The sequence below is a fragment of the Microbacter sp. GSS18 genome, assembly GCA_029319145.1.
Lineage (GTDB): Bacteria > Actinomycetota > Actinomycetes > Actinomycetales > Microbacteriaceae > Microbacterium.
In genome coordinates this window covers 3,775,797-3,788,905 of the sequence record CP119753.1, presented here as the reverse complement: position 1 = coordinate 3,788,905, position 13,109 = coordinate 3,775,797, and the positions used below count along the sequence as shown (strand labels likewise).

Genomic DNA, 13,109 nt, shown 5'->3' with positions numbered 1-13,109 from the left:
ACCATGAGGCCCGGATTCCAAGCGACCGGGAGGACGTGGATGGCGACGGGTGCATCCTCGGCGGCATCACACCCGCGCCGGGCCGCAGGCAAGGCCGCAGGCAAGGCCGTCATGGAGTTCGTCCGCGACTTCGCCACGTCGTCGCCCGCGCGATTCGCCATCGTCGTCTTCGGCTCCCTGGTCCTGCTGTTCACCGCCCTGCTGTCGCTGCCGATCGCCGCCGCCGACAACAAGGTGACCCCGCTCGCCGATGCGCTGTTCACGGCGATGTCGACGATCTGCGTCACGGGCCTGGTGACCGTCGACACCGCCACGCACTGGTCGGCGGTGGGCAAGACGATCATCTTCATCGGCGTGAACATCGGCGGCATGGGCGTGCTGACGCTCGCGTCGATCCTGGGCATGGCGATCTCGCGCCGGCTGGGCCTTCGCGCCAAGCTCATCGCGGCGGGCGACTCCAACCCGCTGCGCGTGCACGGCGGGCCCGTCAACGAGGGCCAGACGGTCCGCCTCGGCGAGGTCGGCCAACTGCTGCGCACCGTGGCGCTGTCGACCCTCGTCATCGAAGGCGCCATCGCGATCGCGCTGTATCCGGCGCTCGTGATGGCGGGCATCACGCCGCTGAACGCCCTGTGGGAGGCGCCGTTCTACGCCGCGATGGCCTTCACCAACACCGGGTTCACGCCGAACCCCGGTGGCCTCGCGCCCTTCGCCGACGACTATTTCCTGCTCACGGTGCTGATGGTCGCCGTGTTCCTCGGCAGCATCGGATTCCCGGTGATCTACGCCCTGTCGCGTCACGTGTGGCACATCAGCCGCTGGTCGCTGCACACCAAGCTGACCCTCATCACGACGATGGCGCTGTTCTTCGCCGGCGCGGGCGCGTTCCTCGCCCTGGAGTTCGACAACCCCGGCACGTTCGGGTCGATGGACGCAGCGGATACGACGTTCCAGGCGTTCTTCCTGTCCGCCATGACCCGCTCGGGCGGTTTCGCCGTGGTCGACGTGGGAGAGCTCTACGGGTCGAGCCTCATCGTCGGCTCGATGCTGATGTTCGTCGGCGGCGGCTCGGCGTCGACCGCCGGCGGCATCAAGGTGACGACGCTGGCGGTGCTCGCGCTCGCGGTGTGGTCCGAGGCTCAGGGCCGCGCATCGGTCCAGGCGTTCCGGCGCCGCATCCCCAGCGACGTCCAGCGCGTGGCGATCTCGGTTCTCGCGTGGGGCGCGACGATCGTGGCGGTGGCGACCATCACCGTCGCGCAGATCACGAAGGCGCCGGTCGCCGACGTGCTGTTCGACGTCATTTCGGCGTTCGGCACGGTGGGCCTGTCGACGGGCCTCACCGAGGCGCTGCCCGATCCGGCGGTCTACGTGATGGCCGTCACGATCTTCATGGGCCGCGTTGGTACAGTGACACTCGCCGCGGCCGTGGCCGCGACGTCCCGTTCGCAGCATTACTCGCTGCCCGTCGAAAGGCCGATCGTTGGTTGAGCGCATCCGCAGCGACGCCCCCGTCCTCGTCATCGGGCTGGGCCGGTTCGGGGCCGCGTGTGCGGGGGAGCTCGACCGACTCGACCGCGAGGTCCTCGCCATCGACGAGAGCATGGATCTCGTCCAGAAGTGGTCCGAACGGGTGACCCACACCGTCCAGGCGGACGCGCGCAACATCGACGCGCTCAAGCAGATCGGCGCGCAGGACTTCCAGGTCGCCGTCGTGGCCGTCGGCTCGTCGATCGAGGCATCCGTCCTGATCACCGCGAACCTCGTGGATCTGAAGGTGCCGCAGATCTGGGCGAAGGCGGTCTCGCAGTCGCACGGCAAGATCCTCGCTCGCGTCGGCGCCAACCACGTCATCTACCCCGAGCGCGAGGCCGGCGAGCGCGTCGCCCACCTCGTGAGCGGCCGGATGCTGGACTTCATCCGCTTCGACGACGACTTCGTGCTGGCGAAGATGTACCCGCCGAAGTTCATCCGCGGCGTGGGCCTGAACGAGTCGGGCGTGCGCACGAAGTACTCCGTCACGGTCGTGGGCGTGAAGAGCCCGGGCAAGCCCTTCCGCTACGCGGAGGCGAACACCGTCGTGACCAACCACGATCTCATCATCGTCTCGGGGACGAACTCCGACATCGAGCGCTTCGCCGCCCTCGACCGCTGATCGGCCGAGAGCGCGAGGTCAGCGCAGCTGAGCCACGGCCTCCACGCGGCTGGTCGGCCCGACGATGAGGATCTTGTCGCCGGGCTGCAGCACCGTGCTGTTCTCGGCGTTGCGCCACGCGCCGTCCGTCGGCTTGAACGCCGACACCGTCACGCCGTGCCTGCGCCGCAGATCGGTCTCGCCCAGCGGCGTCCCGGTGAAAGATGCCGGCACGACGAGCTTGGCGAGCGAGTACCCCACCTCGATCTCGAGGTAGTCCTGGGCCGCACCCCGGACGAGGTGGGCGACGCGGCGCCCCATCTCGCGCTCGGGGTAGATCACGTGGTGCACGCCGAGCTGCTCGAGGATGCGTCCGTGCTGCTCACCCACGGCCTTCGCCCAGATGACGGGCACCTTCAGCAGCAGCAGGATCGACGAGGTCAGGATCGACGCCTGCACGTCGTGCCCGATCGCGACGACGACGCGGTCGAACTGGTCGACCGACAGCTGCCGCAGCACCTCCTCCTTCGTCGAGTCGGCGCGCACGACCTGCGTGAGGACGCCGTTGTAGGACTGCACGATCTCTTCGTCGGTGTCGATGCCGAGCACCTCGGTGCCCGACGCCATGAGCTCTTCGGCGAGCGCGGCGCCGAAGCGCCCGAGCCCGATCACGACGACCGAGTCGACCTCGGCGATACGTCGCGAGGTGTCGGCGAACAGCGAGAACTTAGCCAATGGCGGGCCTCTCCTTCGGGTACTCGTAGAGGATCCGGCGATCGCGCAGGGCGAGCGCGGATCCGAGCGTCAGCGGGCCGATGCGGCCGAGGAACATCAGCACGACGAGGATCAGCTCGGCGGCCGGCGGCATCTCCCACGTGATGCCCGTCGACAGTCCCACGGTGCCGAAGGCCGACACCGCCTCGAACAGCACGCGGTCGAACGGGAGTCCGGTGATGATCATGATCGAAACGACGGCGGTCATGACGGCGCCGATCGCGACGAGCACGACCGAGATGGCCTGCCGGTGCACGGCGCGCGACAGGCGCTTGCCGAAGATGTTCACGGCCCCTTCGCCGCGCAGCTCGGTCAGCAGGATGAAGAACAGCACGCCGAAGGTGGTGACCTTGATTCCGCCGGCGGTTCCGGCAGGGCCGCCGCCGATGAACATCAGCACGTCCATGCCGACCCAGGTCTCGTCGTGCATGAGCCCGATGTCGACGGAGTTGAACCCCGCGGTGCGCACCTGCACGGCATGGAAGAAGCCGATGAGCAGGCGCGACCACGGGCTCTCGTACTGGCCGAGGGTGCCGGGGTTCGACCACTCGATCGCGGTGATGTAGACGGTGCCTACCACCAGCAGCAGTGCGGTCCCCCACAGCACGAGGCGCGTGTTCATCGTCCAGTGGAGCGGATGCCGCCACTCGCGCCGCAGCTGGATCATCACCGGGAACCCGAGACCGCCCAGGATGATCGCGGCGCAGATCGGCAGGCATATGAACGGATCGGTCGCGAACCCGATCAGGTTGTCGGTGTAGAGCGCGAACCCGGCGTTGTTGAACGAGGAGACGGCATGGAACAGCGCGTGCCACAGGCCCTCGCCGAAGCTGTAGCCGTAGGCGCCGACGAATCTCAGGAACAGCAGGACGAAGACGACGGCCTCGATCGAGAACGAGATCAGCACGATCCCCTTCACGACGCGGCGCACGTCGTCCCGCCCGATGGCCGTCGTCTCGGCCGCGGCGTTCAAGCGCGACCGGACGCTGAGCCGCCGGGCCAGCAGCACCCCGATCAGCGACGCCACGATCATGATGCCGAGGCCGCCCACCTGGATCAGCAGCATGATCACCGTCAGGCCGAAGCCGCTCCAGTGCGTGGCGGTGTCGAGGGTCACCAGGCCCGTCACGCACACCGCCGAGGTCGCCGTGAAGACGGCGTCGTCGAAGTCGGTCGCCATCCCCGAGGCCGCCGAGATCGGCAGCGTCAGCAGCACCGCGCCGAGCAGGATGACCCCGGCGAAGCCGAGCACCACCGCCTGGGCGGGATGAACGCGCAATCGGCGCCTGCGCCACGGGCGCGCGAGGTCGATGATCGGCACGATCGTGAATCTACGCCGGTTGCGGCGGCGCTGCGCCACGCCCGCCGGAACGTGTCACGCTCCGGCGGCGAGCTCCCGGGCACGCGCGAGCGCGGCATCCGTGGCGCGGGTGAACACCTCGTCGAGACGGGCGTCCTGCAGCACCGCGATGGCGCGCTCCGTGGTGCCCTTGGGGCTCGTGACACGGCGTCGCAGCTCGGCGGGATCCTCACCGGATGCGGCGAGCAGCGCCGCCGCGCCGATGAAGGTCTGCTCGGCCATCAGCCGCGCCTCGCCGTCGTCGAAGCCCTTGCCGATCGCGGCCTTCGTGAGCTCCTCGATGAGGAGGAAGACGTACGCCGGCCCCGATCCCGAGATCGTCGAGAGCGCGTCGATCCGGGATTCGGGGACCTCGACGACGACGCCGACGGTCTCGAACAGCGCGCGCACGACCGCCATCGCCTCGGCGGTGGCCAGCGTTCCCGCCGCGATCCCGGTGACCGCCCTGCCCACGACCGCGGGGGTGTTCGGCATCGAGCGGACGACGATCGCGTCGGGGCCGAGGATCTGCTCGAACGTCGCGACGGTGACCCCTGCGGCGAGGCTCACGACGATGGCGCCGGGGCGAAGGTCTTCCGCGATCTCGCGCAGCAGGTCGGGGACCATCGCGGGCTTCACGCCGATCAGCACCACGCCGGCCCCGCGCACGGCTGCGCGATTGCCGTCGGGCTCGGTCTCGAGGGCGATGCTCGTGACGCCCGCGAGCCCTGAGAGCGCCTCGGCCTTGGCCGTCGTGCGATTGGTCACGGTGACACCCGCCGCAGCCGCCTGCGAGGCGACCAGGCCCTGCAGGATCGCGCCGCCCATCGAGCCGGCGCCGAGGATCGCGATCGAGGGGAGCGGTGTGTCGGGCATGCCGCCATCCTAGGTCGCGCACGTGGCGTTCCGGCTGCCGATGACACACGAACCTGAAACCTCGTTCATATTGAGGTTCGCGGTCTATCATCGAGGCAACGGGGCGTCGAGGCCCCGGCGCACCACCGTGGAGGATTCAGCCATGACCCTGTTCGAAGGCATCACCGAGCGCGTCATCGACACGCCCCGCCTGCGCGTGAACGTCCTCGAGAGGTCCGGCGACGACCCGGCGACTCCGCCGGAGCGCACGGTGGTGCTCATCCACGGCAACGTCTCGTCGTCGCTGTTCTGGCAGGAGATCATGGAGGATCTGCCGAACGACCTGCGCGTGATCGCGATCGATCTGCGCGGCTTCGGCGGCAGCGAGCACGCGCCCATCGACGCCACGCGCGGCGTCCGCGACTTCAGCGACGACGTGCACGCCGCGCTCGAGGCCATGGGCGTGGGCCCGGTCCATCTCGTGGGCTGGTCGATGGGCGGCGGCGTCGTGATGCAGTACGCCCTCGACCACCCGGTGCTGAGCCTCACGCTGCAGTCGCCGGTGTCGCCCTACGGCTTCGGCGGCACGCGCCGCGACGGCACGCGCCTGACCGACGACGACGCCGGCTGCGGCGGCGGCACGGGCAATCCCGACTTCATCCAGCGCCTGAACGACGGCGACACCTCGACCGATGCCGCGACCTCACCGCGCAGCGTGTTCCGCTCTGGATACGTCGCGCAGGGGTACACCACCGAGAACGAGGACGTCTGGGTGGAATCGATGCTGTCCACCTCGACGGCGTCGGGCAACTACCCGGGCGACTCCACCTCGTCCGAGAACTGGCCGGGATTCGCCGCCGGCACGAGCGGCGTGCTCAACACCATGGCGCCGAAGTACTTCGACGTGTCGGGCATCGTGGACCTCGACCCGAAGCCGCCGATCCTCTGGATCCACGGGACCGCCGACGCGATCGTCTCGGACGCATCGTTCTACGACATCAACCACCTGGGCGCCCTGGGGGTCGTGCCCGGCTGGCCCGGCGCGGATATCGCCCCCGCGCAGGAGATGGTCTCGCAGACGCGCGACGTGCTCGGCGAGTACGGCGCACGCGGCGGCAGGGCCACCGAGGTGGCGCTCGAGGGCGTCGGGCACTCGGCCCACCTGGAGCGCCCGGCGGAGTTCCGCCACGCGCTGCTCGAGCACATCGGCTACATCGGCCAGCCCCAGAACCCGGCCCCGCCGACCGAGGCGATCATCCTGCGCGCCTCGGACTGACATCCGACGGGACCTGTCGTCCCTTCAGGTCCCTAGACTCGACCGCATGAGCGCATCCGGCGGCGGCAAGGCGATCATCGCCGCGTTCCTGGCGAACATGGGCATCGCGCTGGCGAAGTTCATCGCATGGTTCATCTCGGGGTCGGCGTCGATGCTCGCCGAGGCGATCCACTCGGTCGCCGACTCGGGAAATCAGCTGCTTCTGATGCTCGGCGGCCGCCAGGCGAGGAAGAAGGCCGACCGCGAGCATCCGTTCGGCTACGGCCGCGAGCGCTACGTGTACGCGTTCGTCGTGGCGATCATCCTGTTCTCGGTGGGCGGGCTGTTCTCGATCTACGAGGGCGTCGACAAGATCACCCACCCGCACGAGCTCGAGAATGCATGGCTGCCGATCATCGTGCTGCTGATCGCGATCGGCCTCGAGTCGTTCTCGCTGCGCACCGCGGTGAAGGAGTCCAACGCGGTCCGCGCGAAGGATCAGTCGTGGGTGGCGTTCGTCCGCCGGGCCAAGGCGCCCGAGCTCCCGGTCGTGCTGCTCGAGGACGTCGCGGCCCTCACCGGCCTGGCGTTCGCCCTGCTCGGCGTCGGCCTCACCGCGATAACCGGCAACTCGCTCTTCGACGCTCTGGGCACCCTCATGATCGGCACCCTGCTGATCCTCGTCGCGATCACCCTCGGCATCGAGACCAAGAGCCTGCTCGTCGGCGAGGGAGCGACCGAGAGCGACCACCGTCGCATCGTCGCCGCCATCCAGGACGGTCCCGAGGTGCGCCGGATCATCCACATCAAGACCCTCTATCTCGGCCCCGACGAGCTCATGGTCGCCGCCAAGCTCGGCTTCCGGGCCGACGTCTCGCTCGGCGAGGTCGCCGCGGCCATCGATACCGTCGAGGCGCGCGTGCGGGAGGTCGTCCCCGCCGCCCGCGTCATCTACGTCGAACCCGACATCTACCGCCCCGCATCCGAACCCGAGCCGCCGACCGAGCAGGTCGTGATCCGCTCCGCCGACTGACAGGACCTTTCTTGGAGTACTGCATCTTCACCGAGCCCCAGCAGGGCGCGAGCTACGACGACCAGCTGGTGTTCGCGCAGACCGCCGAGCGTCTCGGGTTCACGGGGTTCTTCCGCTCCGACCACTACCTGCGCATGGGTCCCGGCTCCCCGCTCCCCGGGCCGACGGATGCCTGGACGACGCTCGCCGGCCTCGCCCGAGAGACCTCGACGCTGCGCCTCGGCACGCTCGTGTCGTCGGTGACGTACCGCGTGCCCGGCGTCCTGGCCGTGCAGGTCGCCCAGGTCGACGCCATGTCGGGCGGCCGCGTCGAGCTGGGCCTGGGCACCGGCTGGTTCGAGGAGGAGCACCGCGCCTACGGCATCCCGTTCCCCGCGAAGCGCTTCGACCTTCTGGAGGAGCAGCTGGCGCTGATCACGGGCCTGTGGTCGACGCCGGCCGACGAGACGTACTCGTTCGCCGGGGCGCACTACACGCTCGAGAACGCACCAGCGCTCCCCCGGCCGGTCCAGCAGCCGGTGCCGGTGATCGTCGGCGGCGGCGGCCCCCAGCGCACACCGGCGCTCGCCGCCCGGTACGCGACCGAGTTCAACATCGGGTTCGTCCCCGAAGCCGTCGCCGCCGACAAGTTCGCGAACGTGCGCCGCGCGTGCGAGGCCGAGGGCCGCGACCCCGCGACCCTGAAGATGTCGGTCGCACTGCCGACGCTCGCGGGAGGGTCGGATGCCGACCTCGAGCGCCGCGCCGCCGCTGTCGGCCGAACGGTCGCCGACTACCGCAACGACGCGAACATCGTCGGGGGACGTGACGAGATCGTCGCGAAGGTCGAGCGCCTGCATGCCCTCGGCGCCGAGCGCGTCTACTTCCAGCTCATGGATCTGCAGGACCCCGAGCACGTGGAGTTCCTCGGCGAAGAGGTGCTGCCGCACCTGCCCCGCTAGGACTGCGCCGCGGGCGTCAGGCGATACGACGGCAGGCCGCGGCGGCGGATGAGCCACTCCGCGACGAGCAGGTTCGGCATCCACGCGAGGAACGGCACGGCCGCGTACGCGTTCGCCCACGCCGCGTCGAAGTCCCACGGCATGCCGAGCCACAGCGGCAGGAGCAGCAGCAGCGGCAGCCAGAGCCTCAGGGTGACCGCGGCGAACGTCAGGGCGTAGTTGCGGATCATCCATGACTGGTGCGTCGCGACGTCGCCGCGGCGGATCGCCCGGTAGGCGCGCCAGCCGGTCAGCAGCCACAGCACGGCGAGCGCTCCGAAGCCGAACAGCCCGACCCAGCCGGCAGGGCTGACGAACGAGATCGCCAGCCCGGCGGCACCGCCGAGCCCCACCGAGACGAGGTAGGTCCGTCCGGACCAGCGGTGCACGTTCGGCAGGCGGTCGCGCAGACCGCGCCAGAACTGCAGGGCGCCGAGCACGAGGGCGATCGACCCGCCCGCGATGTGGACGTAGAGGGCGAGCTGGACGACCGGCGGCTGCGCCGCGTAGGCCTCGGCGAGTCCCACCTGCTGCTCGGCGAGAGCGTCGAGCGGGCCGGTGGCATAGGGGACGGCCGCGAAGGCGACGATCGCCAGAGCCGAGAGCACCACGAAGGTCCAGCCCACGCGGGAGCGGAGCATCGGCGGAGCGGATGCCGCCGGCGCGGGCCCGGGCGATGCAGGGGCGGGCGAGGGGGTGTGCGAGGTGGTGGTCGACGCGGCCATGAGCTTCACGCTAGGGACGACGGGAGGGCGCGGACACCGGGTTATCCCCCGTCTTTCGGAGGGCTGACCGCGTCAGCGCCGGTCGGCGAAGAAGTCCCGCAGCAGGGCCGTCGCGGCCTCCGCCTCCACGCCCCCGATCACCTCGGCGCGGTACGGCAGGCGACGGTCGCGCACGACGTCGTACATCGAGCCGGCGGCGCCGGCCTTGTCGTCCCAGGCTCCGAAGACAAGCCGTGAGATGCGTGCCTGCAGCAGCGCGCCCGCGCACATGACGCACGGCTCGAGCGTGACCACGAGCGTGCAGCCCTCGAGGTTCCACGATTCGATGGCGGCCGCGGCGCGCCGCATCGCCTCGATCTCGGCGTGCCCGGTGGGATCGTGGGTGACCTCGCGGACGTTGCGTCCCTCGCCGATGACGGTGCCGTCGGCATCCGTCACCACCGCCCCGACCGGCACGTCGCCGGCCTCTCCGGCGGCGGCGGCGAGTTCGAGCGCGCGCTCCATGGCGGCCTGGTCCGACGCGGCGATGTCCACATCACGAGGGTAGGACGTCACCGGCTAACCTGAGCGTATGCGCCTGCACGTCGCCGAACACCCGCTCATCACCCACAAGCTCACCGCCCTGCGCGACGAGCGCACGCCGTCGCCGGTGTTCCGCCAGCTCACCGAGGAACTCGTGACGCTGCTGGCGTACGAGGCGACCCGCAACGTCCGCGTCGAGAGCGTCGACATCAAGACGCCGGTGACGGGGACCACAGGCGTGCGCATCAGCGAGCCCCGTCCCCTCGTCGTGCCGATCCTGCGCGCGGGACTGGGCATGCTCGAGGGCATGGTCAAGCTCATCCCCACCGCCGAGGTCGGGTTCCTGGGCATGGTCCGCAACGAAGAGACGCTCGAGCCATCGACGTACGCCGAGCGCCTGCCCGACGACCTCAGCGACCGCCAGTGCTTCGTGCTCGACCCGATGCTCGCCACCGGCGGGTCGCTGGGCGCCGCGATCGAGTTCCTGTTCGCGCGCGGCGCGCAGGACGTCACCGCGATCTGCCTGCTGGGCGCTCCCGAGGGTGTCGCGGCGATCGAGAAGCAGGTCGACGGCCGCGATGTGACGCTCGTGCTCGGCGCGATGGACCAGAAGCTCAACGAGAAGGGCTACATCGTCCCGGGCCTCGGCGACGCGGGCGACCGCCTGTACGGCACCGTCTGATCCAGCCCGCGCGGGTGGCGCCGAGGGCGGTGCGGTGCCCGCCCCTCGCCGAACGGGCACCGCACGTGCGCCGGTTGGCGCATCGCCAGGCTATGTCGAGCGCCGGGCACGAGAGCGGGGGTTGACAGCCCCTCGCGCGCGGCCTACTCGTCCTCGAGGAGCGAGTCCGGCGGCTTGCGCCGGCCGGTCTCCTGCTCCCAGAACTCCAGCTGCTGGGTCAGGGCCTTCGCGAGTTCGAAGACCTGCTCGGGAGGAATGCGGATGCGACTGACGACGCGCGCCGGCACGAGCGTGCGACGCTCGCCGGTCTCGGGATCGACGTGGTCGCTCGGCGGCTTGGCGAGCGTGAGGAAGTCCATCACGAACACCGTGGGCGTGTGCCACACGTTCGCGAAGTCGGCGTAGGCACCGCCGATCAGCTCCGGGGGCAGATCGATCTCGAACTGGCGCGGCGCCTCTTCGGCCATGCATCCTCCTCCGTCGTGCGTGAGTCTACGCACCGGGCCCGCGGACGCGCGGGATTGGCCGGGCACGCGGCGGGACCGTCGGTCCCCTCCGCGGCCGGGGCGGCGGCTCGAATGCGGGTCGATGAGCCTCAGGGACCGCTGACGGCGCCTCCTCGAGCCGGCGCGGAGAGCCCTGGACGGCGCCGGTTTGCCTCGCGGGTCGCCTGTCGTGCAATGTGTCCCTGGGGATCGCGGGGAGGGTCGGGGTGGCGACAGCGTTCGATGTTGGCTCGCGGACATCGAACGCGTCCCCGAGCGGCTTCATCGCCGAGTTGCAGGGCCTGCGCGGCGTCGCGCTCACGCTGGTCGTCGTCTTCCATCTTCTCGGGGCCGGCAGGGTCTCGGGTGGCGTGGACGTGTTCCTCTTCGTCACCGGCTTTCTGGCCGCCCGCGAGGTCCTGTCCCGCTTCGGTCGCCCCGGCTTCTCCGTGACGCGACACTACTCGCGCGCTGCGTCGCGGCTGTTCCCGTCCGCGACCGTCGTCCTCCTCGCCGTCGGGGTGGCCACCGTCGCGGTGCTCCCGGCGACGCGCTGGATCGACGTGGGGCGGGAACTGGCGGCATCCGCGTTCTACTACCAGAACTGGCAGCTGATCGAAACGGGTCTCGCGTACGGCGCGGTGTCGTCGGCAGCGGATCCGCTGCAGCATTTCTGGTCGCTCGCCATCCAGGGGCAGTTCCTGCTGCTGTGGCCCATCGTGGTGCTGGCGACCCTGGCGCTCGCGCGGGCCGACCGCGGCCTGGCCGGCCGCATCCTGATCACCGTGACGGCGCTCGCGACCGCAGGATCCTTCGCGTATGCGATGTGGTTCGTCCGCGTCGACCAGATGGTGGCCTACTTCGACTCGTTCACCCGGTTCTGGGAGATCGGAGCGGGTGCGCTCCTGGGCCTCGTCGCGACACGCCTCCGCTTCGGCGCCCGCACGCGGTCGCTGCTCGCGATGGTCGGCCTCGCGATGGTGATCTCCAGCGGGTTCCTCTTCGACGGCGGTTCGCTGTTCCCCGGACCGGCGGCCCTGTGGCCGGTCGGAGGTGCGGCCCTCATCGTCCTCGCCGCCGGCGACCGGGGGCCTGCCGGTCGCATCCTGACATCACGACCGCTGGTGTGGCTGGCCGACCTGTCGTACCCGCTGTATCTGTGGCACTGGCCCGTCGCCGTGTTCTACGTCGCGTCCCGCGGTCATCCCGAACTGGGCACCGTCGGCGCGTTCGTGGTGCTCGGGATCTCGCTCGTCCTGTCGATCCTCACCTACCATCTGCTGGAGCGACCCGTGGTCCGGCTCCGCCCGCGCGTGTCTCCTCGTCGACTCCTGACCATGACCGCCGTTCCGCTGGTCGTGGTGGGCTCGACGGCTCTCGCCGGCGTCTTCGCGATGACCGCGGTGATCGACCGCGAGCGCGCGGCGGTCTCGGAGCCGTCGGCCGGGCACCCGGGCGCCGCCGCGGCGCCGCAGGCCGGCGCCGTCTCGGAGTTCCGGCCGAGCGCGTGGTTCGCCGCGCACGACGACATCCTCGTCGACGGCCACGAGTGCCCACGGGCTCCCGACCGCACCACCCTCGGGCAGGAGGCGGTGGTGTGCGAGATCGTGCAGCCCGAGGACGCGACGCTGGATGTCCTGCTCCTCGGCGGCTCCCACACCGAGCACTGGATTCCCGCGTGGGAGGTGGTGGCAGAGGACGAGTCCTGGCATCTGAGCGCCGTGGTCAAGCATGCGTGCCGCTGGGGGCTGGCCGAATCCGGCGATGACGCACGGCCCTGCCGCGCGTGGTCGGCGAATGTGACCGAAGCGCTGCGCACGGATCCGCCGGACGTCGTGGTCGTGATCCTCACGTGGACGACGGTCCACAACGGCGAGGTGGCGCCTCCGGCCGATCAGGTCGAGGGATGGCGCTGGCTGGTCGAGATGGGTGTGAGCGTCGTCGGCATCCGCGACACCCCACGCTTCCTCCAGCCGGTGCCGGAGTGCGTCCTCGCCGCCGACGTGATCGCCGACTGCGCGCGGCCCGCGAACGAGATCTTCGGCGATCTCGACGCTCTGCTCGCCGACGCGGACGTGCCCGAGGATATCGCCGTTCTCGATCTCAGCGATGCGCTGTGCACCACGATGCAGTGCGTGCCGGTCATCGGCGACGTCCTGGCGTACCGCGATCGGAACCACTTCACGAACACGTTCGCCAGCACGCTCGCCGTGCCGCTGCGCGCGGCCCTGGCCGCGTGCCGGGACGATGCGCTCGAGCACGCGAGTCTGTGCGTGAGCGCGTCGCCGCGCTGACCGTCGTCGCGCCCAGAACAGTGCCCGGCGG

Annotated in this window: 13 protein-coding genes; 7 read left to right on the top strand and 6 right to left on the bottom strand. The window is 70.4% G+C overall.

Annotation, left to right across the window (positions count from 1 at the left end; all coding sequences use genetic code 11):
• Positions 1–39 precede the first annotated feature (39 nt).
• Together P0L94_17550 and P0L94_17545 are read left to right on the top strand one after the other, a co-directional pair.
• Positions 40–1,491 (top strand): potassium transporter TrkG, encoded by a 1,452-nt coding sequence (locus P0L94_17550; GenBank protein WES64257.1) that lies wholly within the window; start codon positions 40–42, stop codon positions 1,489–1,491.
• Positions 1,484–2,155 carry a TrkA family potassium uptake protein gene (locus P0L94_17545; GenBank protein WES64256.1) on the top strand — a complete coding sequence of 224 codons (672 nt, stop codon included), beginning with the start codon at positions 1,484–1,486 and terminating at the stop codon, positions 2,153–2,155. The genes P0L94_17550 and P0L94_17545 overlap by 8 nt, the downstream gene beginning before the upstream one ends.
• 18 nt (positions 2,156–2,173) lie before the next feature.
• Here the strand turns inward: P0L94_17545 and P0L94_17540 are convergent, their stop codons facing one another.
• The 3 genes from P0L94_17540 to proC are packed head-to-tail and all read right to left on the bottom strand — an operon-like array spanning position 2,174 to position 5,123.
• Positions 2,174–2,869 carry a TrkA family potassium uptake protein gene (locus tag P0L94_17540; protein ID WES64255.1) on the bottom strand — a complete coding sequence of 232 codons (696 nt, stop codon included), beginning with the start codon at positions 2,867–2,869 and terminating at the stop codon, positions 2,174–2,176.
• Positions 2,862–4,229: a potassium transporter TrkG gene (locus P0L94_17535; protein WES64254.1), complete on the bottom strand. Its 1,368-nt coding sequence runs from the start codon at positions 4,227–4,229 to the stop codon at positions 2,862–2,864. The genes P0L94_17540 and P0L94_17535 overlap by 8 nt, the downstream gene beginning before the upstream one ends.
• A 54-nt stretch (positions 4,230–4,283) precedes the next feature.
• A complete protein-coding gene (proC, locus tag P0L94_17530) occupies positions 4,284–5,123 on the bottom strand; it encodes a pyrroline-5-carboxylate reductase (GenBank protein WES64253.1) in 840 nt (279 codons plus the stop codon).
• 142 nt (positions 5,124–5,265) lie between these two features.
• Between proC and P0L94_17525 the strand changes: the two genes are divergently transcribed.
• Genes P0L94_17525 through P0L94_17515 form a run of 3 tightly spaced genes read left to right on the top strand, consistent with a single transcriptional unit; the run spans position 5,266 to position 8,331 of the window.
• Positions 5,266–6,378 carry an alpha/beta hydrolase gene (locus P0L94_17525; GenBank protein ID WES64252.1) on the top strand — a complete coding sequence of 371 codons (1,113 nt, stop codon included), beginning with the start codon at positions 5,266–5,268 and terminating at the stop codon, positions 6,376–6,378.
• Positions 6,379–6,424: 46 nt separating this feature from the next.
• Complete coding sequence (locus P0L94_17520; protein WES64251.1) at positions 6,425–7,390, top strand: cation diffusion facilitator family transporter; 966 nt, start codon at positions 6,425–6,427, stop codon at positions 7,388–7,390.
• An 11-nt stretch (positions 7,391–7,401) separates the two neighbouring features.
• Complete coding sequence (locus P0L94_17515) at positions 7,402–8,331, top strand: LLM class F420-dependent oxidoreductase (GenBank protein ID WES64250.1); 930 nt, start codon at positions 7,402–7,404, stop codon at positions 8,329–8,331.
• Here the strand turns inward: P0L94_17515 and P0L94_17510 are convergent.
• Together P0L94_17510 and tadA are read right to left on the bottom strand one after the other, a co-directional pair.
• Positions 8,328–9,095, bottom strand: a complete 768-nt coding sequence (locus P0L94_17510) for a DUF2306 domain-containing protein (GenBank protein ID WES64249.1) — start codon at positions 9,093–9,095, stop codon at positions 8,328–8,330. The genes P0L94_17515 and P0L94_17510 overlap by 4 nt on opposite strands.
• A gap of 72 nt (positions 9,096–9,167) precedes the next feature.
• Positions 9,168–9,629, bottom strand: a complete 462-nt coding sequence (gene tadA / locus P0L94_17505) for a tRNA adenosine(34) deaminase TadA (protein ID WES64248.1) — start codon at positions 9,627–9,629, stop codon at positions 9,168–9,170.
• A 37-nt stretch (positions 9,630–9,666) separates the two neighbouring features.
• Here tadA and upp point away from each other — a divergent pair, with 37 nt between their 5' ends.
• Positions 9,667–10,299 (top strand): uracil phosphoribosyltransferase, encoded by a 633-nt coding sequence (upp, locus tag P0L94_17500; GenBank protein ID WES64247.1) that lies wholly within the window; start codon positions 9,667–9,669, stop codon positions 10,297–10,299.
• Positions 10,300–10,442: 143 nt separating this feature from the next.
• Here upp and P0L94_17495 read toward each other — a convergent pair whose 3' ends face one another.
• Positions 10,443–10,766 carry a DUF3467 domain-containing protein gene (locus P0L94_17495; protein WES64246.1) on the bottom strand — a complete coding sequence of 108 codons (324 nt, stop codon included), beginning with the start codon at positions 10,764–10,766 and terminating at the stop codon, positions 10,443–10,445.
• 245 nt (positions 10,767–11,011) lie between these two features.
• Here P0L94_17495 and P0L94_17490 point away from each other — a divergent pair, with 245 nt between their 5' ends.
• Positions 11,012–13,078 (top strand): acyltransferase family protein, encoded by a 2,067-nt coding sequence (locus tag P0L94_17490; protein ID WES64245.1) that lies wholly within the window; start codon positions 11,012–11,014, stop codon positions 13,076–13,078.
• Positions 13,079–13,109: the final 31 nt, after the last annotated feature.